21 protein-coding genes are annotated in these 25,241 nt (G+C 61.2%); 18 read left to right on the top strand and 3 right to left on the bottom strand.

Annotated elements, in window-relative coordinates; all coding sequences use genetic code 11:
- Positions 1 to 942 precede the first annotated feature (942 nt).
- The 12 genes from JQ600_RS09250 (at position 943) to JQ600_RS09195 (ending at position 12,933) form a co-directional block, all read left to right on the top strand.
- Positions 943 to 1,578 carry a glutathione S-transferase family protein gene (locus JQ600_RS09250; protein ID WP_249135774.1) on the top strand — a complete coding sequence of 212 codons (636 nt, stop codon included), beginning with the start codon at positions 943 to 945 and terminating at the stop codon, positions 1,576 to 1,578.
- Between the two features lie 158 nt (positions 1,579 to 1,736).
- A complete protein-coding gene (locus JQ600_RS09245; protein ID WP_212263296.1) occupies positions 1,737 to 2,117 on the top strand; it encodes a hypothetical protein in 381 nt (126 codons plus the stop codon).
- A 280-nt stretch (positions 2,118 to 2,397) separates the two neighbouring features.
- Entirely contained in the window at positions 2,398 to 2,817 is a 420-nt protein-coding gene (locus tag JQ600_RS09240) for a CopG family transcriptional regulator (RefSeq protein WP_212489792.1), read from the top strand.
- Positions 2,818 to 2,822: 5 nt separating this feature from the next.
- Complete coding sequence (locus tag JQ600_RS09235) at positions 2,823 to 3,998, top strand: PHB depolymerase family esterase (RefSeq protein WP_212489791.1); 1,176 nt, start codon at positions 2,823 to 2,825, stop codon at positions 3,996 to 3,998.
- 677 nt (positions 3,999 to 4,675) lie between these two features.
- Positions 4,676 to 5,842, top strand: a complete 1,167-nt coding sequence (locus tag JQ600_RS09230) for a branched-chain amino acid ABC transporter substrate-binding protein (RefSeq protein ID WP_212263298.1) — start codon at positions 4,676 to 4,678, stop codon at positions 5,840 to 5,842.
- 83 nt (positions 5,843 to 5,925) lie between these two features.
- On the top strand, positions 5,926 to 6,846 hold the full coding sequence (locus JQ600_RS09225; RefSeq protein WP_212489790.1) for a branched-chain amino acid ABC transporter permease: 921 nt from the start codon (positions 5,926 to 5,928) through the stop codon (positions 6,844 to 6,846).
- A complete protein-coding gene (locus JQ600_RS09220) occupies positions 6,846 to 8,051 on the top strand; it encodes a branched-chain amino acid ABC transporter permease (RefSeq protein ID WP_212263300.1) in 1,206 nt (401 codons plus the stop codon). The genes JQ600_RS09225 and JQ600_RS09220 overlap by 1 nt, the downstream gene beginning before the upstream one ends.
- Entirely contained in the window at positions 8,048 to 8,827 is a 780-nt protein-coding gene (locus JQ600_RS09215) for an ABC transporter ATP-binding protein (RefSeq protein ID WP_212263301.1), read from the top strand. Before JQ600_RS09220 ends, JQ600_RS09215 begins: the two co-directional genes overlap by 4 nt.
- A complete protein-coding gene (locus JQ600_RS09210) occupies positions 8,824 to 9,558 on the top strand; it encodes an ABC transporter ATP-binding protein (protein WP_212263302.1) in 735 nt (244 codons plus the stop codon). Before JQ600_RS09215 ends, JQ600_RS09210 begins: the two co-directional genes overlap by 4 nt.
- 24 nt (positions 9,559 to 9,582) lie before the next feature.
- Positions 9,583 to 10,632 (top strand): phenylacetaldoxime dehydratase family protein, encoded by a 1,050-nt coding sequence (locus JQ600_RS09205; protein ID WP_212263303.1) that lies wholly within the window; start codon positions 9,583 to 9,585, stop codon positions 10,630 to 10,632.
- 104 nt (positions 10,633 to 10,736) lie between these two features.
- The gene (locus JQ600_RS09200; protein ID WP_212489789.1) at positions 10,737 to 11,798 is read left to right on the top strand and encodes a carbon-nitrogen hydrolase family protein; all 1,062 of its coding nucleotides are present in this window, start codon (positions 10,737 to 10,739) and stop codon (positions 11,796 to 11,798) included.
- 241 nt (positions 11,799 to 12,039) lie between these two features.
- Positions 12,040 to 12,933, top strand: coding sequence for a LysR family transcriptional regulator (locus tag JQ600_RS09195; RefSeq protein WP_212263305.1), 894 nt, complete (start codon positions 12,040 to 12,042; stop codon positions 12,931 to 12,933).
- A gap of 101 nt (positions 12,934 to 13,034) precedes the next feature.
- On the opposite strand, the gene rsgA is transcribed toward JQ600_RS09195, so the two are convergent.
- Together rsgA and JQ600_RS09185 are read right to left on the bottom strand one after the other, a co-directional pair.
- Entirely contained in the window at positions 13,035 to 14,087 is a 1,053-nt protein-coding gene (rsgA, locus tag JQ600_RS09190; protein ID WP_212263306.1) for a ribosome small subunit-dependent GTPase A, read from the bottom strand.
- 333 nt (positions 14,088 to 14,420) lie between these two features.
- The gene (locus JQ600_RS09185; protein WP_212489788.1) at positions 14,421 to 15,227 is read right to left on the bottom strand and encodes a hypothetical protein; all 807 of its coding nucleotides are present in this window, start codon (positions 15,225 to 15,227) and stop codon (positions 14,421 to 14,423) included.
- Positions 15,228 to 15,732: 505 nt separating this feature from the next.
- On the opposite strand from JQ600_RS09185, the gene JQ600_RS09180 reads away from it, so the two are divergent.
- From JQ600_RS09180 to JQ600_RS09155, 6 genes are all read left to right on the top strand, one after another.
- Entirely contained in the window at positions 15,733 to 16,392 is a 660-nt protein-coding gene (locus JQ600_RS09180) for a L,D-transpeptidase (RefSeq protein ID WP_212263308.1), read from the top strand.
- 33 nt (positions 16,393 to 16,425) lie between these two features.
- Positions 16,426 to 17,796 (top strand): peptidase M15, encoded by a 1,371-nt coding sequence (locus JQ600_RS36780; protein WP_249135773.1) that lies wholly within the window; start codon positions 16,426 to 16,428, stop codon positions 17,794 to 17,796.
- Positions 17,797 to 17,921: 125 nt separating this feature from the next.
- Complete coding sequence (locus JQ600_RS09170; RefSeq protein WP_312017246.1) at positions 17,922 to 19,427, top strand: L,D-transpeptidase family protein; 1,506 nt, start codon at positions 17,922 to 17,924, stop codon at positions 19,425 to 19,427.
- 291 nt (positions 19,428 to 19,718) lie between these two features.
- Entirely contained in the window at positions 19,719 to 21,095 is a 1,377-nt protein-coding gene (locus tag JQ600_RS09165) for a CaiB/BaiF CoA-transferase family protein (protein ID WP_212263310.1), read from the top strand.
- Between the two features lie 329 nt (positions 21,096 to 21,424).
- The gene (locus JQ600_RS09160) at positions 21,425 to 22,594 is read left to right on the top strand and encodes a trans-acting enoyl reductase family protein (RefSeq protein ID WP_212263311.1); all 1,170 of its coding nucleotides are present in this window, start codon (positions 21,425 to 21,427) and stop codon (positions 22,592 to 22,594) included.
- A gap of 82 nt (positions 22,595 to 22,676) precedes the next feature.
- The gene (locus JQ600_RS09155; protein ID WP_212263312.1) at positions 22,677 to 24,275 is read left to right on the top strand and encodes an FAD-binding oxidoreductase; all 1,599 of its coding nucleotides are present in this window, start codon (positions 22,677 to 22,679) and stop codon (positions 24,273 to 24,275) included.
- Between the two features lie 204 nt (positions 24,276 to 24,479).
- Here the strand turns inward: JQ600_RS09155 and JQ600_RS09150 are convergent, their stop codons facing one another.
- Complete coding sequence (locus JQ600_RS09150) at positions 24,480 to 25,103, bottom strand: tyrosine-type recombinase/integrase (RefSeq protein ID WP_212263313.1); 624 nt, start codon at positions 25,101 to 25,103, stop codon at positions 24,480 to 24,482.
- Positions 25,104 to 25,241: the final 138 nt, after the last annotated feature.

Genomic DNA, 25,241 nt, shown 5'->3' with positions numbered 1-25,241 from the left:
TGATATTATTGCGGTACTCGCGCATGAAATTACGATGCGCATGCGGGCGACAGATTCACAGCCCTTAATAGATCCCCAAAAGGACCAGGCCGGCTGCACAGCTTCACCAGCTCAGATGGTTTGGATCGATCCACGGCTTGATTACGTTTGCGGTTGACGTTCTTGCTTGTCGTTTTGGATTTGGTCCGTTGGGAATCTTTGAACGAAGATGAAAAAGCATTGGGATCCCGCCAGTGTCGGCTTATGATGTTGGTTTCCGCCGGCGGGCTAGGCGGAGTGACGACAGGTGCGGTTGGCTCGATTGACTGCAAGACAGCTTGAGGCGGGGTTTCCTGACGCACGTAGTTGAACTCAAGCCGATCGGCCTTGCTGAGCGTATCATGAGCGTTAGCAATACCAACCGTCGACTCGTCTGCCGATATCTCTGTGGCTCTAGGGCCGGCGGGCGTCCTAAGCGCCTTGCCGGCAGCCAAGGCGCTTACCAGCGCTAGACATACAATCGCAAGCCAGACCGTCCTGATCATCTTCTGCCCTAGACCGGTATCACCGGTGTAGCCTCAATATAGATTTTGGCCGTTAAAGGGCGGGAGACACTCAATGATCAGGATTACATCATCATCAGGCAGTGCTTCACGTTGCGAAAGCTACGTGAAGCGCTGACACCAACAACACTGCGAAGCACTATCCATGAGCAAGAGCGTCAAATTCTGACGATTGCGGTTACCGTTCGGTTACTGGTCGTGTGTCACGCACCGCGATTCGATGGCGAGAATTGTCGGATCTGATTGATTGCGCTGCAGCTTCTACGTGAATGTTCGTCACGCGTCGCAGCGCCGCCCAGGCGTTAGGCGGGCACGCCATCCCCGCCGAGTGAACAACCCCAACGGCGCGCCTTGACCGGCGCGCCGCCATTGCCCCACTATCCATCCAGTGGAGTTCATGATGTTGAAATTGCTCAGCGCGACCCCCAGTCCTTATGCACGCAAGGTGCGCATTGCGCTCGCTGAAAAAGGCCTGCCGTTCGAACTCATCACGGAAGTGCCCTGGGACAGCACGACCTCGACCCCGAAATACAATCCGCTGGAAAAACTGCCGGTCCTGATTCTGGAAGACGGTTCCAGCGTCTATGAGTCCAATTTCATCCTGCAATATCTCGAATGGAAATATCCGGAGACGCCGCTGCTGCCGGTGGATGTCGACGGCAAGATCGCGGCGCGGCGGCTGGAAGTGCTGTGTGACGGTATCTGTGACGCCTTCGTGCTGATGTTCTTCGAACGCCAGCGTTCGGAAGCGGCAAAAAGCCCGGAGTGGATGGCCCGCCAGCGCCGCAAGATCGACGGCGGCATGCGCGAGATGGCGCGTCTGGTCGGGGACCGCACCTTTGCGGTGGGGCGCGAATTCAGCCTCGGCGATATCGCCGTTGGTACCGTGATCGGCTACCTCGCGGTGCGCTGGCCGGACTACGACTGGCAGAGCCAGTATCCGAACCTCGCCGCCTTCAGTGCACGCGTCGAGCAGCGGCCGTCTTTCAAGGGCAGCGTCCCGGTGCCCCAGAAGATTTCCGACAAAGTAATGTAGATCAACAAACGAAACAGGAAAGTTCCATTCGTGTTGCGAATTTGACGCTCACGGGAAAAATCTGAGAAGTCGGGTTGCTTTTTGATCGCACCAGATAGACCGAAATTGATCCTGCCATTAGCTTCACCACTGTTTTCAGTCGCGGTGGCGGGCGTGGCGTGAGTTTTCAGATCACAGTCTTGAAAGTTTTGGCGGGACACCCTGAAGGGCGTGCATCGCTTGCGGACCTCAAGCGCTACGTTGCGGTTCTGACTTGTAGCGGCGCAGATTGGTCTCAAAGGATGAAGCGGCTGGCGGCACGCGCGCCTGAATTGGACATTTTCTCCAGCGGCTACGTGCTGCGAGAGCCCAGCGGGTGGCAGATCACGCAGAAGGGCCGTGAGTTTTTAATCTTGATTGAAGCGCCGTCGGCCGAACCGGCGCTCACGCCGGTCGCTCTTCCCCCGCCGGTCGTTTCCGACCCGACCGACCTTCCGCCTAATGTCGTTCAGATGATGGGTCATAGGGTTCAACGCCGGCGCGGGCTCGCGGCTGCCTGATATTGGGACCAATCAAGTCGTCCCCTCGCACTTGGTCTTTCAAAGCGTGGTCCGTTTAGAAAAGCGGACAACCGCTTATGGCTCGCAAGGCGGACTTCGCCAATCTGCCGATTGAGTGCAGACAGCCGACCTAAGAGCCTCAAATGCGGCCGTCACCGCAATGCACCCAAACCATTCACCTATGGTCGACGGCGACGACGGACGATCATTTAGCCGGCGCGCCCTTGAATACCGCGCCATCCATATACCATCCATGCAGATGGTTTGCGGATGGTATAACATGCCCTCTAATGTCAACGAACTTCGACCAAAGGCCGCTGAGACGGAGAAAATCACGGTCAATCTCGGGTATGTCGATCTTGGACATGTGGATTTAATGGTGCAGGAAGGTTTCTATTCGAACCGCACTGATTTTATTCGAACGGCAATCCGCAACCAACTCGAACGCCACGCCGACGTGGTCAAGCAGTCAACGCTCCGCAAAGGGCTGGACTTGGGTTTGAGAAATTATAGCCGAGCGGATCTCGAAGCGGCGCGGCGGGCCGGTGAGATGTTGCACATCAATGTTCTGGGCCTTGCCAGCATAGCCCAAGACGTCACGGCCGATCTCGCCCGCGCCACGATCGGCTCAGTCTCAGTGCTGGGAGCTTTGCACGCCAGTCCGGCGGTCAAGGCTGCTCTGGCCGACAGAACGAGGTAAACCCGATGCTGAACCAGGACACCATTCGCGAAGCCACCCGGCTGACGCATGCGGGCCAACTTGCCGAAGCCACCGCGCTCCTTCAGCGCATGCTTCGCGGGGAGCGCGCGCCGGACGTGACACCGCGCACCCCCGGGCGCGCCGCGCTGCCGGGCCGCGAGCCCCTTACCATCGACGTGAAGGCCAATGACGTGGAGGTCGGTAGCGCGCACCGGGCGCAGACACCTCGCAGACTCCAGCCGTTATTCGATCGAACGAAGGATGGTTCTTGGCTCGGAATGCGAGGCGTGAAGCGCACTCCCCCGTCGCCATCGGAAATCGTGCCGGAAGGTAGGAAGTTCACGGAAGCAGCTTACAGCAATCCGGCGGGAAGCCGAGTTTACAAGCTTTTCGTCCCCAGCGGCTACAAGGGCCAGCCGCGTCCCTTGGTCGTAATGCTTCACGGCTGCACCCAGTCGCCGGATGATTTCGCCGCCGGTACGAGAATGAACTTCGTCGCAGAAGAACAAACGTGCTTCGTGGTTTATCCTACCCAGAGCAGCGACGCTAACCAGTCGAAATGCTGGAACTGGTTTCGCACAGCCGACCAGCAACGAGCCGTAGGCGAGCCCTCGCTAATCGCAGGCATCACCCGCCAGGTCATGCGCGATTATTCGATTGATCCAAAACGGGCCTATGTCGCCGGGCTCTCTGCCGGGGCGGCCGCTGCCGCTATCATGGGGGCAACCTACAGTGATCTGTATGCGGCTGTCGGGATCCATTCCGGCCTCGCCTGCGGGCCCGCTACTGACGTGCCTTCCGCATTTGCTGCCATGCGACAAGGCGGCGTGGCGGGTCGCAGGGTCATTTCCGGTAATGGGCCGCCTGTGCCGACAATTATTTTTCACGGTGACCGCGACACCACCGTGCATCCAAACAATGGCGGTCAAGTTCTTGAACAGGCCATCGGTACAACGCGCACGCAAGAAACGGTGCATCGCGGGCAGATACCTGGAGGCCATGAATACACCCGCACGACCCATACCTATGCCGGCGGACACGAAATCCTGGAGCATTGGAATATCCACGGCGGCGCCCACGCTTGGTCGGGCGGTAGCCCTGCGGGCTCCTACACCGATCCGCAGGGACCGGACGCAACGAGGGAAATGTTGCGTTTTTTCCTCGGCCATTCGCTTCCCTAACAACCAGCGGCGGGCGACCTTTCGGCAATTGATATAGAGATGAACTCATGTGACGCATTGAGGCCAGCTCAAGCCGGCGGTCAATCGGTATTGAGTTGACTGAAAAAAATAGGCGGTCCAGAGGACCGCTTCTGGCGCAAAGCGGGCGTTGTCGCCCCATGCTAGATTTGGCGATCTTCGGCTCCCTGGATCTAGCTCAAACTTCCTCATGACGTGAGTTAGGAGGCGGCATGTGCACGATGTGTGCAACCCGGGAGCTCACAATAAATCTAGCCACAAGCAACGTGAGCAGGATTGAAATGAGTTCGGCTTGAAGATTGGCGATGGATCAATCATTTCGAGAGGGTGATGAGATTGGATCGCGCCGTGAAATTGAATTGTAAATACATACTAGATATCAAACCAAGTGGCCGGTTCGAATGCCACTTGCGCGGAGCCTGAGGCACTTAGCGAATCCCCTCGTTGGTATGGCGGTGGGCGAGTTCGGATGCACGGATTTGCCCGGCGACACGGTGCTTTAGCCCAAAGTGACGGCAGCTTGCGGCAGAAAGTGGCAGTGCAGGGCGCAAACTTCATCGGGCTTGCCGCTCGGCGCACGTCGTTCTGCAAAAATGTGCACTGTCCACACCCGAAAGGGCCGCTCTACACTTCTCCCGACACAGAGGAGTGGGGTGGTCATGAATCCAAAATCCAGTTTGTTGCTGTTGCTGAGCGGAACGCTGGCTCTGGCCGCGCCGTTCCCTTCCGCGGTACTTGCCAAGGATACCGTGAAACTCGCATTCATCGGCCCGCTGTCAGGCGGCAATTCCGCGCCGGGCCTCGGCGGCCGCAACTCCGCGCAGCTGGCGGTTCAGCTGCGTAATGCCGATCCGGCGGCGAAATACAGCTATGAACTCGTGACGTTTGACGATGAGTGCAAGCCAAATGTCGGCATTCAGGTCGCAACCAAGGCGGCTTCCGACAACTCCATCATCGCCGGCATTACGCATTACTGCTCCGCCGTCGGCATCGCCACGGTCGACACCTATTCGCGCTTCGGCCTGCCTGTGGTGGTGTGGGGTGCGATCCTGCCCGAGATCACCTACGGCAACGATTACCGCGAAATCCATCGCGTCAACGGCACCATGATCAACGAGGGCAAGCTGGCTGCGGATTTCCTCACCAAGCAGGGTTACAAGAAGTTTGTCGTCGTCCATGACACCACGGATTACGGCAAGGGCCAGAACAAGTATTTCACTGAATATCTCAAGCCGACCGGCGGCGAGATCGTTGCGACATTCCCGGTCAGCCCCGACCAGCAGGACTTCACGGCGGAACTCACCAGGATCAAGGAGCTGAAGCCTGACCTCATTCTGATCGGCGGATTGACGCCGCTCGGCGTCCGCCTGCGCGCGCAGATGGATCGCGTCGGCGTCGCCGCCCAGCTTGCCGGTGTTTCCGGCATCATGACGGCTGGTTTCCTCGAAGGCGCAGGTAGCGCCGGCGAGGGCACGATCTCGTTCCACAACGGCGCGCCGATCAGTAAATATCCGCAAGGCCAGGCCTTTCTCGAGGCCTACGCCAAGGCCGGCTTCCGCGAGGACCCCGACGCCTACGGCCCGTTCGCCTATTCCGCCACCAACCTGGTGATGGATGCGATCGAAAAGACCGGTCCCGATCGCAAGAAGATGAAGGAAGTACTCAACGTCACCAAGGGTTACAAGGCACTGGTCGGCGAGATCAACTTCGACGATCACCGCCAGAACATCGTCAACGCCAATGTCTACGTGGCCCAGGACGGCAAGTGGGTCTATTGGCCGGACAGCGACTATGCCGCCGGCAAGAAGAAGCTCGCCAGGAACTAGCCGAGCACCAGCTTGATTGCGGCGAGCTTCGGCTCGCCGCTCCCACCGCATCGACAAATCTTCCTTACAATCAGGACTCCGCGATGGACGTCGGCATCCTTGCCCAGCAGCTTTTCAACGGCCTGATGCTGGGCGTGATCTACGCGATGATCGCGGTCGGCTTCTCGCTGTTCTTCGGCGTGCTCGACGTCATCAAGTTCTCGCACGGCGATGTCGTGACCGTCGGCGCATTCTCCAGCCTCGGTGCGGTCGGGCTTGCGGGAGGGCTGGTTGCGCTGCCGCCGGTGCTGGCGCTGGCCTCGGGAATAGCCGCGGCCGTGACCATCGGTGCGTTGGCCGGGGTGATCATCGGCCGCGTTCTGGTGCTGCCGCTGCGCCATGCACCCGGTGTCAATGTGCTGCTCGCCACCTTGATGGCGGGCACCGTGCTGCGCGAAGCCATCCGGCTCGGCGTGCCCAACGGCGGCAATCCAAAGCCGTTTCCGGCGCTGCTGCCGGGCGGCGTCATCAAAGCCGGTTCGTTCAGTGTCGGCGTCGACAGCGTGATGATCCTCGCCGCCGGCCTGCTGCTGGTGCTGGGCACGCATCTTCTGATCACCCGCACGCGATTTGGGCTGGCCATTCGCGCGGTGGCGCAGGACGGCGAGGTAGCAAGGCTGTCGGGGATCGATTTCCAGACGGTGGTTCTGGGAACGTTTGCGCTGGGCTCCGCGCTCGCGGCGTTCGCCGGCTGCATGCTCGGGCTCTACTACCGCGAGATCAACTTCAACATGGGCGTCCTGCTCGGCATCATCGGTTTCGCTTCGGCCGTCGTCGGCGGGCTCGGCAGCATGCTCGGGCCGATCATCGGCGGCTTCCTGTTTGCCGGCGTACAGACCCTGGTCGTGGTCGCGCTGCCGGTTTCAAGCGCATACAAGGACGTCATCGCGTTCGCGGCAATCATCATCCTGATTGCGATCTTCCCAACCGGCCTGATCGCCGAGCGCCGCAGCGAGCGGGTGTGATGAGTAGCATTCCTTCCCCGATTCCCGTATTATCGCCGCTTCGGATGCAGCGTCATCCGCGGGCCGTGGTCGTGCTCACGGTAGCGTTGCTGTTTGCAGGCGGCGGCCTGATGATGCACGCGGAATCACAGATTCAGGTGCTCGGCCTGCTCGCGGCCTTTCTGGTGATGTTCGCGATCGCCGATCGCACGCCGCTCGGTCAGGATATCTCGGCGATCTGCGGCGACTACAGCGGATTCGCCAACGGCGTCGCTTTCGTCTGCGCGCTGGGCCTGATCGTCGTCTTTCGCGGCGAGCATTACACGCTGTTGATGCTGGCGACCGTGGCGCTGTTTTCCACGGCCTGCATCGCGCTGAATCTTCAGCTGGCATTCGCCGGAATTGCCAACTTCGCCGGTGCGGCGTTCTTTGTGCTCGGTTCGTACACGGCTGCCGTCATGACGGCGTATGCCGGGATTCCGCATCTGCTGATTCTCGTTGTCAGCGGCATTGTGACCGGCGCGATCGGGGTCATTTTGTTACTGCCGGTGCTGAGGACCCGCGGGCACTATGCCGCCCTTGTGACCATCGCATTCGGCCTGCTGCTGCGTAGCCTGCTGGAGGTGAACGACACGCTGGGCGGCCCGCAGGGCATGAAGATCAAGGGTTTTTCGATCCTCGGCCTCGACTTCAACCGGGTGTCGTCGATCGGTCCATGGGACGTGTCATTCTATCTGCCCTACGCCGTACTTTCGATCTGCATCTTCGCCGTGGCCTTCACGCTGATCCGCCGCATCGAGCGGTCCTGGATCGGGATCGCGCTCGACGCCGTGCGCAGCGATGAGACCGCGGCCTCGGTGTTCGGCCTGTCGATTGCCCGCTGGAAGGTGGTCGCGTTCCTGATCGGCAACGCCGTGATCGGGGTTGCCGGGGCGGTTTACGGCATGATGAACGGGTTCGTGACGCCGAACGGGTCCGGGCTCGGCGACTCCCTGTTGATGCTGTCGATCATCGTGCTCGGCGGTCTCGGCAATTTCTGGGGTGCCGTGGTCGCCGCCATGGTGATCCTCGTCATCCCCGAAAAGCTGCAGGCCATTCAGGAATTCCGGCTGCTGATCTTCGCGTTGCTGGTGCTGGCCATCCTGCTGTTCCGCCCGTCGGGCATCTTGCCGCGCCCGATCCGCGATCTGTCGCGTTTCATCGGGCGGCCGGGAGCGGGCGCATGAACGCTCCCTTGCTGGCCTGCGGCGGCCTCACGATGCGCTTCGACGGTCTCGTCGCACTTGATGGTCTCGATATCGAGGTCGGCAAGGGCGAAACGGTCGGGCTGGTCGGCCCCAACGGATCGGGCAAGACCACGTTCTTCAACGTGGTGACCGGGCTCTACAAGCCGTCGGCCGGATCGGTGCGCCTCGACGCGCGCGATCTGTTCGCCAAGCCGCCACAAATGATCGGCAGGGCAGGCGTCGCCAGAACCTTTCAGCGTTCGAGGCTGATGTTGGACCAGAGCGTGTTCGACAATATCGTGGTCGGCGCCTTGTGCAGGCTCGATCTCGGGCTGTTTAGCAACCTGTTTCGCCGCCGACGCTGGTGCGACGAGCTCGGCGGAATGGTCGATCGCGCCCGCGCGCTGGCGCATCGCTTCAACCCCGTCATTGCCGACCGGCTGTTTCAGCCTGCCGGTTCGTTCACGATGATCGACCGCCGGCGGATCGAAATCTGCCGTGCGCTGATCGGGGCGCCGAGGCTGCTGTTGCTGGATGAACCGTCGGCGGGCATGACGCATGACGAGACGCGCCAGTTGATGGACGATCTGCTGGCGTTTCGTCAGGAGATGCCCGATCTGGCGGTGATCCTGGTTGAGCACGAAATGGATGTGATCCGCCGCGTCTCCGACCGCTGCGTCGTGCTGAATTTCGGCCGCAAGATCTTCGAAGGCACCTTCGATGCGCTGATCGCCAATCCCGATGTCCAGACCGCCTATCTGGGAGTGAGCCAATGATCGCCGGCGGCACGGCAACGCGCAAACTCTCGGCACTCGGCATTACCGCCGGTTACGATCGCGCCGATGTGCTGAAGGGAGTCACGGTCGAGGTCAAGCCGGGCACGGTGACCTGTATCCTCGGCGCCAATGGCGCCGGAAAGAGCACGCTGATCCGCACCATTCTCGGCCTCAACCGCGTGCGCAAGGGCGAGGTGTTTTTCGGCAACGATTCGATCGCGAATATGCCGACACACAAGATCGCCGCGCTTGGTATCGCCACGGTGCCCGAAGGCAACCGCGTCCTGCCGCGGATGACGGTGCTGGACAATCTGAAGGTCGGCGGTCTCCTGATGCGCGATTCCAGGCGTGTGGCTGCGCGCATGGAAGAACTGTTCGAGACATTTCCGCGGCTGCGGGAGCGGCGAGGTCAGTTGGCCGGCACGCTCTCCGGCGGCGAGCGCTCGATGCTGTCGATTGCGCGCGGGCTGATGACCGATCCCGAACTGGTGGTATTCGACGAGCCGTCACTTGGATTGTCGCCGCTGTTCGTTTCCGAGGTATTCGGAATTGTGCGGCGGCTGAAGACGGCCGGATTGTCGATCCTGCTGGTCGAACAGAATGTGCGCCAGACGCTCGACGTCGCCGACTACGGCTATGTGCTGGTGCAGGGCCAGGTCGTGGCGGAGGGCGATGCGGAATCGCTGAAGCAGAATGCCGAACTGCACAAGGCGTATTTCGGCGTTCACTAACAAAGAAAAGTAGGGGAGAACAAAATGGGACTTCAGGTTTTCGATCGCGTCAATCCGCTGCGCAAGCCCAAGGGCTTTGAACCCGTGGTGCAGCGCTGGTCCGCCGGCTTCGCCAACAAGTGCGAGACGCTGTGCGTGGCGTTCCACGGCATTCAGGGGCGCGATGCCGAGAGCGTCTACGCGTCGCCGTTCTTCCCCTGGATCGAGACGGCGATCGGCCTTCCGAGCGGACCGACGGTGCATGACCATGCCTGGTTTATCGACCAGAACGGTCTCTATACCCACATCGTCGCAACCTACTGGGTTGATCAGGGGCGCCGCGATGACTGGCTCGCCAATCCGCACCTGACGGCCTGGTGGACCGACGCCGCGCGTCTCGCCGAGCCGAATGGATATTTCCGTGAAAGCCTCACCGTGCCGGTGGAGCGGCAGGAGACGCTGTATTGGAAAGACTATCCGGCCGCGCTCAGCCGATCGCCTGAGGTGGCGGTCTATCCGACGCCCTATTGCGGCTATTACGGCGCCATGCGGGACCGGATTCCGCTGGCTGCCGTGGATGCGCTGGCGCCTGTGATGAAAGATTTGCCGGCGGCGGTCGCCCGCGATACCCGGTCGGCACGCTGGCGCATCATCACGCCATTGAATTTCACCGTCATCCGCTCCGCCGCGTTCTGGGGTCGCTGCGACCCGGCGCAGACCGAGGATTACATGCGCGATCTGCGCGCACCGCTGGAACGCGGCATGGCTTACTTGAAGGAAAGTCCCGAGGCCACCGGCTGCTGCTCGCTCCGCTTTCAGCAGACCTGCGATGCCGAAGGTCAGCCGGAACTCGAGACCCACGCACTCGGTTACTTTCTGTCCCTGGAACACATGGAGAATTGGGCCGAGCGCCATGCCTCGCATGAGGCGATCTTCACGGCCGCGATCGCGCGTTATCGTAAGTTCGGCAAGGCCAATCAGCTCCGCACCTGGCACGAGGTGTTCGTGCTGCCGGAGCAAGGCCAGATCTTCGAATACGTCAATTGTGCGCCGGGCACCGGGTTGTCGGGTTATTTTGCGGGCGAACGCTTGTGATCGCGCCGCGCCAGACGCCTGCAGGATGCCGTGCGGCCATGTGCCGGGCGGGCCGGAAACGGCGCGCTGATGTCCGGCTGCAATCATAAGAAGGGTTTGTGATAATGACGTCATCCGTAAAGGTTGCTGCCGTCCACGCAGCACCGGTATTTCTCGATCGCGCGGCGACAACGGCGAAGGCGATCTCGATCATCCGCGAGGCGGCCCGCGGCGGCGCGCAGCTGGTCGCGTTTCCCGAGACCTATATTCCGGCATTTCCGGTCTGGGCGGCGCTGTGGGCGCCGATCGAGAACCACGATCTGTTCGTGCTGATGGCCGAGCAGTCCGTCGCTATCACAGGGCCTGAAATCGCGGCGCTGCGGCGTGAAGCGAAGTCCCTCGGCGTCACCATCTCGATGGGCATCAGCGAGAGCTCGCCGACCAGTGTCGGACTGATCTGGAACAGCAATGTCCTGATCGGCCCTGATGGCGCCATCCTCAACCATCACCGCAAGCTGGTGCCGACCTTCTACGAGAAGCTGATCTGGGCCGCGGGCGATGGTGCCGGACTCCGCGTCGTCGACACGCCGGTCGGCCGCGTCGGCAACCTGATCTGCGGCGAGAACACCAATCCGCTGGCGCGCTATGCCCTGATGGCGCAGGCCGAGCAGATCCACATCTCGAGCTGGCCGCCGATGTGGCCAACGCGGCGGCCGAGTGCGGGCGGAAATTTCAACAATGTCGCTGCCAACCGTATCCGCGCCAGTGCACATTCGTTCGAGGCGAAGGCGTTCGGCATCATCACCGCTGGCTTCATGGATGCGGCGATGCGCGATTTCCTGATCGCGCGCGATTCATCGGTCATCGACGTGATCGATCGCACGCAGCGGGCGGCGAGCTTCTTCGTTGATCCCACAGGGGAGGTGTTCGGAGACACCCTGCAGGATCAGGAAGGCATCGCCTATGCGGAATGCGACCTGCAGCGTTGTGTCGAGCCAAAACAGTTCCACGACGTTGTTGGCTATTACAACCGCTTCGATGTCTTCGATCTCAAGGTCAATCGCAAGCGGCTGATCTCGGCGACGTTCATCGATGCTGTTACGACCGATATCGCGCCCGAGCTGGCCGAGCAGGGCGCGACGGCTGAGGCCATCGCATTCCATAACGGCGGCAGTCTGGATTCTTGATCCTACAGGAAGGCAATTCAGGCCGAGAGAAGACGCGCCATGATCTGCGGATCGACCTGGAGTAGGTCATCGGCGGCCGTTACGCCGGTCCGGGGGCGACAGGTATCCAGCTCGCGCCGCCATCGGCGCGATGCACAACTGCGTCATCGTCGGACTGGCGTTCGGAGCGCCAATCTCGCAAGATGGACCACGCAAGTCCATTGCTTGCCAAGTCGGTTGCTCAGGCCTGTTAGGACTATCCGTGTTCGATTGGAACGATCTGGTCTATTTTCTGGAACTGGCACGCCAAGGTCGCCTCATGCCAGCCGCTCGGCGGCTGAAAGTCGATCACACCACTGTCAGCCGGCGTATCGCCGAGCTGGAGAAGAGCCTCTCGGTCAAGCTGTTTGATCGCAAGCCGGACGGCTTCGTCCTTACCGAACATGGCCATCGCCTGTTCTCGATCGCCGAACGAATCGAACAGGAAGCTTCTTCCGTTCAACAGGCCTTGGGCTCGGACGCGAGCACCGCCACGGGGCGGGTGCGCGTCGCAACCATGGAGGGGATCGCCGCCTTTTTTTTGGCGGAACGCTTTACGGAATTGGTGGTGCGGAGCCCGGGTATAACAGTGGAGCTTGTGACGGAGCGGCACCTGATCAGCCTGACCAAACGCGAGGCGGACATCTTTATCAGTTTCGTGCATCCGGACGGGCAGCGGCTCGTTGTCAAGAAGGTCGGATCGTTTCGTCTCGCCTTGTATGCGAGCCAGGCCTATCTCGCCCTTCGCGGGATGCCGGCCAGTCGGGCCGACCTCGCGTCTCATACCTTCATCGACTATGTTGAGGACCTCATCGCTATCCAGCCGGTGCATTGGCTGCTGGACGTACTTGATCCGACGAACGTCGCCTTCAGATCCTCGAGCATGCACGCGCAGCAGAACGCCGTGGCGGCGGGCGCAGGCATCGCATTGCTACCCCTGTTCTCCGCCAAGTCGAACCCGACGCTCGTTCCCGTCCTCCCCGATGAGGTCAAGGTCTATCGCGACGTTTTCCTGTCGGTACACCAGGACATCGAATTCATGGCGCGGGTTCGTTCAGTGAGCCGTCATATCGTCCACATCTTCGATCGCGACAAGACCTACCTGAACGAATTCTAAGCCACGGCCTCATCGCCCTTCACTGCTTCGACAAGGAAATGAACAAACCGGCTTGTTCGCAAGAAATTCGACCCAAACAGGGCGTTCAGGTTAGACGTCAGCTAGTCGTCTTCTAGGTGCGATTTGCTATGGCGGAGGACGGTGGGCCTGCTGCCGCCCGGCTTTATCAGTTTAGGCGTATTGATGCGGTTCTCCGCCACCATCATGCGCCAGCGGGCCACACGCTCCGGGTTCAGTGTGCCGCCGGATACCGCGGTGCTGACTGCGCAGCCCGGTTCGTGAGCGTGCGTGCAATCGCGAAACCTGCAGAGCGGCGCGAGCTCGGTGATTTCTGCGAACAACTCATCAATACCCGCTGCGGCGTCACTGACATGGAGTGTCCGCATTCCCGGCGTATCGATTACCCAGCCCCCGCTCGACATCGCATGAAGCGAGCGTGAGGTGGTCGTGTGACGGCCTTGGGCATCATGCTCTCGAATGCTCCCGGTCTGTTGAAGCTGGTCCGGTGCCACACCCGCCAGCGCGTTGACCATGGAGGATTTCCCCACTCCCGATGAGCCGACCAGCGCCACCGTCTGTCCTCCACCGCACCAGGCATGCAGGTCACCGGCGGCGTGACCATTACGGGGATTGCAGACTACCACCGGCAGCCCGCGTTGCAGAGCAACTGCCTGCTCAAGATATGACCCAGCATCCTTGGTAAGGTCGGCTTTGGTTAGCAAAATCACCGGCGTGATACCGGCTTCATTGGCCAGTGCTACGTAGCGTTCCAGCCGGGCCACGTTGAACTCCGCGTTGCATGATGTGACGATAAATAACGTGTCGATGTTGGCGCCGGCGAGTTGAGGTGCCGCATTCCCCTCGGTGCGCCGCTTCAGCACCGTCTTCCGCGCTAGGCGGCGTTGCATCGAGAACGTCTGCGGGTCGGCGAGCACCCAGTCACCGACGGCAAAATCACCAGTGTTGCTACGGGCCGGCAGCACCAGTCTGATCAAACCAATTTGCGAAATCCCCGAAATACGCGTTCGATGAATGTTGGCGATGCGTACCGGCAGGGCGCGTGCCTCATCCGGTAAGAGCTGGTCGCCGAAGAAATCAGACCATCCCAGATCTACAAGTGATGATCCAGGCAAACCGTCCGAAGGGTTAGTCACTGTGCCTTCCCGCAGAAATCCGAGTTATCCATATCCACCTCAGGCCTGAGCATCTCAATAACATTCCTATAAACGTCTAGACCGCGATTGATGACAGAGAAATGTGCCAAATCGCAGGGCGCGCCAGCGTTTGAGAGCCATTTTCAGCCTGTTGCCGTTCGGCAAGGGGCAGCTATTGGCGCAAAGCGGCCGTTAATGCTGGCTTCTAATCTCACTCTGACCACTACCAGAAAAAGCAGGCGTTCTACGCGTTCAAGCCACCGACGCACAGCGCGCTGTATCGGATCAAAGAGCTGTTTCAGCACAAAACTTCGATGGACACTGCATCGACGGCTACCAATCCTCGTCGTAGATCCACTCTCTTGGGAGTCGAGGTCGCGCTCTTGCGTGCGGCGGCTGAAGCGTCCGCTCGGGCTTGCGCAAGGTCGGAGTCGGCTGCGCCGGCGGCGGCGACGTCTTGGGCGGGTTCTGCTCCGAAACCTTCGCTAGTACGCGTTTCATCTCTTCCTGGTTCGCCTTGAACTCCTCAATGGCCATTGAACTGTCGCGGACTATCTGTTGCTGGTTCGCCTTGAGCTGTTCGATGTTCCGCTCCAGATTCGCGAGATCGCGCGCCATCGATCGCAGCAACTCTGTGTGATCAGGAAGCGCTGCAGTAGTTGTCGGCGCGGCGTCTTGCGGTGCGGTCTGAGGCAAGGGCGTTGCTTGCGGTGGTGTTGCCTCCGCCGCGGCCACTTGAACGGTAGATGGCGCCGGCTGGGCGGGTACGGGCGGGTTTTCCGACGGCAATGTTGAAACGAGCTGCGGGGCCCAACGGGCGACAACCAGCTTGGCCCCGGCTCCATAGGACGACTGCAAAACCAGAGCAGCGACAACGATGCACGCCGTCAGCACCAAGCCGATGAGCGCCCGGAGCGCCGGCCTTCCAGTCGGTGATTGCGGGCGAGGTCCGGCCGAAGGTGTTCCCCCCGAAGGTGGGCGCGCCGCATCGTGCTCCATTTTTGCAACCTGTTCACTCACACGCGCAAGCTCTTCACCCGCGCGTGTGATCTGTCCGTAGGCGTGGGCGAGTCGTTCATCGGCGCGTGGGACCGGCGCATCGGGGAGGTCATTTGCCTTCGAAGTGGGTGTGGAGTTCATTGGCGCTTCCCTTTTTCGTCCAACGTCATCCCAAGGTCGAGGTCGGTCGACCATTCGTCGGGTCGGCCAGTCGCCAACACTGCGTTCAGTCTTATTCAAAGAATGGCCGTATGATGGAGAGAATGCTTGCATGATTGTCGGACATCAGCAGGGCGGCCCGGCTGGTGGTCCGTTTCGTGCCATCGTCCGGTTCTGGCACATTTGAGACTTGATGGCCGGCTCTGACGATGTCCGTTGACGGATTAGACCGGAAGTAGTTGGCCGACCGGCAAGCGGACGCGAACGGGACCCCTTATTGGACATTGCCGATCTTCAAGCGGAGCATTCGAAAGTCTTTGAAGAGAGTCTGGAAGGACTCGGCTTTGCAGTCCGCAAGTGCACGAGCTGAGCGCGGTTCGATGGACAAACAACCTGATCTCGTTATTGCGTTACTTTCCAGCGACGCCTTGATTTCTGCACTTTTCGAGAAGCAGATGGTCCAATGTAACGCTTTGGAGGACAGGCCATGCCGAGGTCCGGACTGGCGTTGTTGCTTTTTGGGGTGCTCGGGTTTGTCCTCGGCGGTTGCATGCAATCGACGCTCGCACCGTCCTCGAATGCCAGTTTGACCCCGAGGGACCGGCAGTTGCTGGCCCACCCGCCTTATGCGCAGGCGAGCATTCCAGAGACCTATCGTCGGCATATTGTCGACTACATGCGCAAGGAGCAGCCGGGCACGATCCTGGTCGATAGCAATGCACGCTATCTGTATTACGTTTTGCCGGGAGGCAAGGCGATCCGCTACGGCGTGACGGTTGGGGAGGAAGCGCAGGCGTGGTCCGGCGTCGCCACGGTTGGCCGTATGGCTGAATGGCCGGACTGGATCCCCACGGCGGAGATCCAGGCCCGGCTCGGTCCTTACCCCAAGCGCGTTGCGGGCGGTCCGGCTAATCCGCTCGGTGCGCGGGCGATCTACCTTTACGAGGGCAGCAAGGACACGCTGTACCGTATCCACGGCACCAACCAGCCGGAATATATCGGCCATGCCATCTCGTCCGGCTGCATCCGTATGACCAACGAGGATGTCATCGATCTCGTGGATCGGGTGAAGCCGGGCGCGATCGTCGTTGTCCTCCCGCCGGGCCGGAGTGCGTGGTTAGGGCCCGTCGCGGGTTCCCGAAGCTGATCAGTTTTCGCTAAAATACGATGTTCCATCGCGTTGCATTCCGGCGACACCTCCCGGGAAAATCGATACGCCGCAGTTTGCGTCATTGCACGTCCACAATTGATGCAAAGGTTCATCGTCGTCGCATGCTTGGCCGTGCGGCCTGGCTCTGGTGGAGGCGACCGGATGATGAACCCGCGGCGAAGAGCACACGTGGCGTTGGCCCTGTGCGGAACGGTCGGTCTCGCCAGCTGGGTCGTCGCCTCGCTTGCGGGACCCGGTTCGACCCGCATCGAGCTCGCCGGCGCCGCAATGCCAGTCGCCGCAGTGCCAATCGAGGACCGCCGCTCACCATCTCTCACCGCCGAGGTCGTTGACGCACCGCAAGCAACCGCATTGGGCAACATCGATGTCGCAAGCGCCGATACGGCGACGGTCGCCGAATTGGTGATGGGCACGGACGCCGGCAAGATAGTGGCCCCGGATCAACCGAAATCGATTTCGGATCAACCGCCGAAGGTCGAGGCCGCGTTACCCGATTCAACGCGGGTGCCGCCGCCCGAAGCACCGCCCGTGCAAGTCGCAACTGCGAACACGCCTGATCCCGTGCTGGACGAACCCAAGCAAGATCCTGCGCTCGCCGAACCCAAGAACGCCGGGAGCACCCTCGAAATTCGCGAAGAGTGCCTGGCCGCGGAAATCTGCATCGACCGATTCCTGTGGGCGCTCTACGAACGCACGCGCAAGGAGGACACCATCAAGGTCCATGAGCAGAGGAAAGTGACGGTCAAGAAGAAGCGCAAAACCGTGATCGTCACCAGAACCTTCACCAGGCTCGTCGATCAGGACTTCACGTGGAAGGATCCGAAGGCGGCGGAACGAGTCAGCATGCCGATGATGGACTACGTGATCGGAGGCATGGACCGGAGCTTCAGGTTAAAGCTTTTTCACGCGCTCCACGCGGCGGAGCAGGCCGGGCTGTCGCCCGGCATCACCAGCGCGTTCCGCGATGACTATCGTCAATCGATTGCAAGCGGCCTGAAGGCCGCGACCGATAGATCCTTTCATGGTGGCAGTTTCCGTGGCGGCTATGGCCACGGACTTGCGGCCGATATCGTGAGCGTCAAAGGCGCGACCCGGGCGCAGCGATGGGTCTCCACCGAAAAGCTCTGGAAGTGGATCGATGAACACGGCAAGGAGTTTGGAATCGGGCGGCCGTATCTCGGTAGAGATCCGCCGCATGTGGCGCCGGTCGACGGCAAGGAATATGTCTCTCGCCGCGGGGGCGCGAAAACTCAGCAAGCGGAATCGTCGGTGATGCAGCGCGTCCGGCTGGCAGCGCGCGCAGATACCAGCGCGAAGCGGACCACCTCGGCTGAGCGGCCTAAAGTGAAGATGCGCGTTGCGGCTCAGGTCCGCAGATGAAGCCACGCAGAGCTTGAGCGCCATCGGCTTTTGCCGGTTCTAGGTTGGCAAGTCCGACCTGATATCGCCACGTTGTGAATCTACCTGAATACAAGGTGGCGTAGACCAGATCAGATGGGGCGCGCATGACGTCTCGTGGTGCGAATTCGAAGTGCAGGCAGACGCGGCTGCGGCCCATGTGTCTTGCCGTTGCGAGTCTGGCCATGCTGATCGCGGCCGGGAACGATGCGGACGCGAGAAGCGGCGAACGCTTGATCGAGTCCATCGAGACGCGCAGCGCGGGCGAGCCGCTCATGGCCATCGTTTCGCTCCGCGACCAGCGGATCACCGTCTACGACGCCAAGGGGTGGATGCTGCGGGCGCCGGTGTCGAGCGGCTCGAAGGGACGCGAGACGCCCGCCGGGATATTCAGCGTCATCCAGAAGGTCGAGGAGCATTACTCGAACCTGTATGACGATGCCTTCATGCCGCACATGCAACGCATCACCTGGTCAGGTATCGCACTGCATGGCGGTGTCCTGCCGGGGCGTCCGGCGTCCCATGGCTGTATCCGGCTGCCATTCGACTTCGCCGAACGGCTGTTCGACGTGACCAAGATGGGCATGCGGGTGATCGTGGCGCCAAGCGATGTGACGCCCGTCGAGCTTGTCCATCCGCTGCTGCTCCAGCCCAAACCGGGTGCCGGCGCCATGGCCGCCGCCCGCACCGCAGAGGCACAAGAGGCGGCGAGGAAAGCGGCGCAGGCGAGGCTGGCCGCGGAGACGGCGTTCCGGGAGGCCTCGCGCGCCAGGGAGCCGGTTCGCGCGGCGGAAAATCTGAAGCGCAGAGCCGGGGCGCAATTGGCGGCTGCCGAGACCAGACTTGGCGCTCTTGTCTCGGCGGAGGCAAAGGAGCAGGCCGAGGATGACAAGGCAAAGGCCGCTGTCAAGGTCGCGGAGCTGCAGCTGCAATCGAACGCCGCCAACGCGGATCTGCAACTGAGGCTCGATGCAGTCACTGCTGCGCGTGAAGCTGCCGCCGCGGCGGAGACGGCGCGGGCCGCGGCAGCCGAGGCGGCCCGCCAGGTCGAACGCGAAATGCAGCCGGTATCGGTGGTGATCAGCCGCAAGACCCAGCGGCTTTATGTCCGTCAGGCATTCAAGCCCATCCTTGAAAGTCCGGTCACGATCGCAGATCCCGATCGTCCATTCGGCACGCATGTCTTCACCGCAGTCGAACACTCGGGCGACGATACCAAGTTGCGATGGAGCGCCGTCTCAATGGGCGGCGGTCGTCCGCCCGGCGCCACGCTTGAGCCGGACGACCGGGCGCGCGCGAAGCGTGGTCGCGACGCTGAGCCGGTGCCGACGGACCCCGGCACCGCAAAGGCTGCGCTCGACCGCATCAGCATTCCGCAGGACGCATTGGATCGCATCGGCAATATTGCGCCGAGATCTTCCCTGATCGTCACGGACGAGCCGTTGAGCACGGAAACCGGCAAGGGCACGGATTTCGTGGTGCTGTTGAGCGGCGAGCCCCAAGGCGGCATCGATAAACGGCGGCGCAGTCCGGGGACTGGATTCCGCTACGCGCGCCCACGCAGCTCGCCGTTTTGGCGCTCGCCGTTCGGAAATAGCTTTTCCGCCTGGTGAGACCATTCTTCGCGCGGCAACTCCGCTTAGTGAAACCTAGCCTCGCGTCGAGCGGATCGGATAGCCTATCGAATCCTCGAATTTGCTGCGATGCATGAGTCTCTTGTTGGCACTTTTGAGACATGCTTGCCTATCCTGAGAATGTCCGGTCACCGGGGTAGACCGGAAGTAGCCGTGGTTCGGCCAAACCGACGCGAATGACCCAAGGCGGACATCGCGTGCCGCTTGTGAATGAGCTTGATTTGAACCGGGATTTTCGATTGCATGATGCCCACAACAGGGGGGTGTTGCATGCCGCACGATCCAAGGCTTGTGAAGGACGAAGACAAGATCGAGCAACTTCGAAGCACCATCCCGGAGTGGATCAAGAAGCTTCAGCGACCGAAAACGCCGTGTGTCACGCCCGCATTCGGTCCGTTGGAGGGCATTCGTGCGGTCGGCACCGGGCAGCTGATCGCCCAGCCCTACATTGGCACCAAGCTCGCAGAGTTCGGCGCTGAGGTGATTCACGTCGAGAAGCCGGGCGGTGACATTTTTCGCTTCACCGCGCCGCAGTTGGTGCGCGGGCCGCGCCCCCACGGAGGCGATGAGGCCGAAGTCACGAAGAACAAGTTGTCGATGGGACTCGATTTCAAGAAGGAGCGCGGCATCGAGCTATTGATGGCGCTGTGGAAGATTTCAGACGTATGGATGGAATCGTCTGCCCCCGGCACATGCGAACGTAACGGAATCACCAACGAGCTGGCGCTGGCGGTCAACCCTAGTCTCGTGATCGTGCGCGTCAGCACCTACGGTCAGTACGGAAAGCAGGAATATCTTGGGCGACCGGGCTACGATGCGATCGCACAGGCCTACGGCGGCATGATGAATTTGACCGGCGACCCCGCTGGTCCGCCGCAGCGCGCCAAATCCTATACCGGCGACTATGTCACCGCGCTAACCGGGTGGGCGTCAACAATGATGGCGCTGTGGGAGGTCAAGAAGAGCGGGCGGGGACAGGTGATCGACCTCGCGCAATATGAAGCGGTCGCCCAGACCAACGGCAATACACTGCCGATCTTCACTGGCGAGGGTGCGGTCTCCGGGCATACCGGTAATCGGCCGGCGGGCTTCCAGCCCTACGATACGTTCAAATGCAGCGACGGCTGGGTCTATATCGGCGCGCTCGGCGGCGCAATCTACGATCGGGTGCCGAGATTCCTCGGGCTTGATCCCGTCGAGTACAGCTATGACGAGTGCTCGAAGGACGCGGTCGCGGTCAACTCGGAGAAGGGGCGCGAACTCGACCGTCGGCTGCGCGACTATTGCGCTGCGCATACGGCACTTGAGGTGGAAACCGCGGTGAACGCGGCTCAGATTGGCTGCGCTCGCGTGTTCAACGTGCGCGACCAGTATCACGACGAGCACTATGCGGCTCGCGAAATGACCGTCCCCGTACTCGATCGTCAGTCTGGTGTGCCGATCCGAGTCTTCGGCGTGGTGCCGAAGATGTCGCTGACACCCGGCCGCATCTGGCGCGGTGCGCCGTCGATCGGCGACGACACCACGGACGTCCTCTCGACGATGCTGGGTCTTTCGCCGGCTGAAATAGACGGACTGTACGCGGAAGGTATCGTGCACCGAATGGAGCCGTACGTAGCGCCACAGGTTGCCCCAGCCAATCCATAGGACGTGACGGCTGCCGCGAAGTCCAGGGACGCCCAACGCCGTCCGGTCCACGGCACTTTTCGGACCTGACTGACGCGGCTGACGCTGTCCGTTATTGAGGGTAAAGCCGACTTCCCGGTTGCACCTCCGGACTTCGGAGTTTGACCCCAACCGGATGTTGCGCGCCCCAAGGCAGGAACTGTGGTATCCTCCATCAAACGCGATGGGACGGTTCAATGAAGCGGCGGACCCTCAAATGGCACTTGCTGCTCGTGCTGAGCGTCCCCGTGTCCTGCGATTGCACACGGAACTGAAGATAGCTCTCCCGGGTCTCGAGGAGGACCAACGTCGTGAAGCGGGACTTCGACCTCATCGTCTATGGCGCGACGGGTTACACTGGCCGTCTCATCGCCGAATATCTGGCGACGTCCTATTGCGGCGACGATGCTCCGTCCTGGGCGATCGCGGGACGCTCGACCGACAAGCTCCAGAAGGTGCGTGCCGACATCGGCGCACCGGACGATTTGCCTTTGGTTAAGGCGGATGCCGCCGAGCCGGCCAGCCTGCGTTCGATGTGCGCGCGTGCGGCCGTGATCATCACGACGGTCGGGCCTTATCAGCTCCACGGTCCCGAGCTTGTGGCGGCCTGCGCGGCCACGGGCACGGCCTATGTTGATCTGTGCGGCGAACCGGCTTGGATGCGGCGCATGATCGACGCCCATCACGAAGAGGCGAAACGGACCGGCGCGCGCATCGTCTTCTCCTGCGGCTTCGATTCCATCCCGTTCGATCTCGGCGTGCTCACGTTGCAGGAGAAGGCGCGCGAGAAATTCGGACGCCCGGCGCGGCGGGTCAAAGCCCGCCTGCGCAACGTGAAAGGCGGCATGTCTGGCGGCACCGCCGCGAGCGCTCGGGCGACGTTGGCCGCCGCCGCGCGCGACCCGGCCCTGATGCGGCTGCTGACCGATCCCTTCGCATTGACGCCGGGGTTCACCGGGCCGTCTCAGCCGTCGGGCCTCATCCCCGAATACGACCCGCGCATGAACGTGTGGCTCGTGCCGTTCCCCATGGCGCCGATCAACACCAAGAACGTGCACCGCACGAATTTGCTGTTGGGTCATCCCTACGGCATGGACTTTGTTTACGACGAGATGATGGTCGCGCCGGGATTTGGGGAACTCGCTCGCGTGACGACGGAGACGTTCGCCACGATGGTTTCCTTGGTCGCGACCGGCGGTCTCAAACCCGGCGCAGGCCCGACTCGGGAAGAGCGCGAGAAGGGCTCCTACGACATCCTCTTCCTGGGCGAACTGCCGGATGGCGGACGGGTCGAGGTGGTAGTCACGGGCGACCGCGATCCGGGCTACGGCTCGACCAGCAAGATGATCGCCGAGAGCGCTCTCTGTCTCGTGCGCGACGTGCAGGGCGAGGGCGGCATCTGGACGCCGGGCGCGCTGATGGGTCCGGCATTGCGCAAGCGTCTAAGGGAGCGCGCCGGCCTCACCTTCAGCGCGCGTTGAGGTAATGTTCAGAACTGCAGCGGCGTGCTGAATATCGCGGCTATCTCGGAAATCACAGACAAAAAAAAGCAGGAAGAATGCCATGAGCGGTACAAGGTTAAAACATTACGGCTGGGGCCGCGAAGACGAAGGCATGACTGCTGAGGAGCAGGCTTTCGTGCTCGGCCGTTACCACGCGAAATTCGCGTGCGATGCGTTTGAGACAAAAGCCGTGCCGCGTCTTGAGGACCTAGCACTGCGGGCGCCGCGCGTTGCGCTGACGACCTCACTTGCCGCTTTCTGTACGAGCGAACGCTACGACCGGGTCGCGCACACCTACGGCAAATCCTATCCAGACTACGTGCGAGCCATGCTCGGCGACTACGATAGCGCGCCCGACGTGGTCGCATATCCACGCAACGAAGCAGAGATTTCCGCTGTGATGGACTGGGCCGGTGGTGTCAGCGCCTCGCTGACGCCGTTCGGGGGCGGGTCGAGCGTCTGCGGCGGCGTCGAGCCGCGAGTCGATGGGCTTCGCTATAAGGCGGCCGTCACACTTGACCTACGCAATCTCGGTAAGGTTGTCGAGATAGATCAGATATCGCGCGCCGCACTGATCGAGGGCGGTACCTATGGTCCATCGTTGGAGAACCAGCTTAAGCCGCACGGCGTCACGTTGCGGCATTTTCCGCAGAGTTTCGAATATTCAACCCTTGGCGGCTGGATCGCGACACGATCGGGCGGTCATTTCGCCAGTCTCTACACGCATATAGACGATTTCGTCGAAAGCCTGCGCGTCGTGACACCGCGCGGCATACTGGAAACGCGTCGATTGCCGGGATCGGGTGCTGGACCGAGCCCCGACCGCATGCTCATAGGCTCGGAAGGCACGCTCGGCGTGATTTCGCGCGCCTGGATGCGATTGCAGCCACGTCCGAAATTCCGTGCCGGCGCATCGGTTCGTTTCCATTCATTCTTCGGTGCGGCACGCGCATTGCGCGCCATCGCACAGGCCGGCCTCTATCCATCGAACTGCCGCATCCTTGACGCGCAAGAGGCGTTCAACACCGGTGCGGCCGACGGTAGTGTCGCGGTCATGGTGCTCGGCTTTGAATCCGGCGACCATTCGCCGGATGCCTGGATGGCACGTGCGCTCGAATGCTGCGCCGACCATGGCGGGACGCCGGAGGCCGCAAAAGCCGGCGATGCACATCTCGAAGGCGCGGCAGGAATATGGCGGAACGCATTTATTCGCATGCCATATGCGCGCGAGTTTTTGACACCGGCCGGTCTCATCAACGACACGTTTGAGACCGCTATCACCTGGGATCGGTTCGAAAGTTTCCACGACAAAGTAAAGGCGGCGACGGAGCGTGCGATCCTCGAAGCGACTGGCCTGAAAGGCGAGGTCACATGCCGCTTCACCCATGTCTATCCGGACGGGCCCGCGCCCTATTTTTCTTTCCACGCACTCGGCCGCCACGGTGCGCTTCTGGAGCAGTGGCAGGCGATCAAGAGTGCGGCCAGCGACGCGCTGATTGAGGCGGGTGGTACGATCACGCATCATCACGCTGTTGGCCGTGATCATCGGCCTTGGTACGATCGCCAGCGCCCGGAACTTTTCGCGGCCGCGCTTCGGGCAGCAAAAAGAGAACTCGATCCACAAGGCATGCTCAACCCGGGAGTGCTCATCGATCCGTAACGCGGATCGACGCGCCAACGGGACTAAGCGAACAATTGTGCTATTTGCTGCGGTGCACGAGTCCGCTGTTGGCTCTTTTCGGACATGCCCCAATTTCTGAGTTGAGTCTGCTTTCGGGTGTAAACCGGAAGTTGGACCTCGAAACTCCGAAGGGCAGCTATTGGCGCGGAAACGACCACCGGCGTGATGCCGGTGGTAGGGTGATTAAAGCTCGACTTGCTCTGCAATATTCAGTGCGTCATCTACCTCAATCCCGAGATATCGGACGGTGCTCTCCAGCTTCGTATGGCCGAGGAGGAGTTGCACCGCGCGGAGGTTGCCGGTCTTACGATAAATCTGGGCGGCCTTTGTACGCCGCATCGAGTGCGTGCCATAAGAGGCCGAATCTAAGCCGATGCTTTTAACCCAGCGATGCACCAGCCGAGCATATTGGCGGATTGATATGTGAGGGCTGGCATGAAGTCGGCTTGGGAACAGATATCGGGAACCAGTGGTCCGGAGCATTAGTAGCAAGGCTTCAACGGAATTTCTCGATTGCTCCGTGATCTCGAATTGGACTGGCCGTCCTGTCTTCTTTTGGACGATCGTTGCTCGATGCCGCACCTTTAGTCCAGAGCAAACGTCGTCCAATCTCAGTTTGACTAAGTCGCAGGCGCGAAGCTTGCTGTCGATCGCTAGGTTAAAGATTGCAAGGTCGCGCCTTGATCGTGCGATCTCTAGGCGAACTCGAATGGACCAAACATGCTTCGGTTCGAGAGGTCTTTTCTGGCCGACGAGCAACCCCTTATTCCAAGGCTGTGGCCGGTCTTTGCCGATAGGAGTAGGCATGACAGTTTCTCCGCCATCCCGCCCTCCGCGTCGCTATATAGCGAGCCGAAGACTATAGCGTCAAAACCTGTCTTGACCGTTGATCTCACCCAAGCGGCCGTTTGTGATCGGCCGCTTACGGCGCGAAGCGGCCGTTGA

The sequence above is a fragment of the Bradyrhizobium sp. AUGA SZCCT0176 genome, from assembly GCF_018130145.1.
In the GTDB taxonomy this organism is placed as follows: domain Bacteria; phylum Pseudomonadota; class Alphaproteobacteria; order Rhizobiales; family Xanthobacteraceae; genus Bradyrhizobium.
The sequence above is the reverse complement of the archived record's forward strand: the minus strand, read 5'-3'. Positions and strand labels throughout refer to the sequence as shown.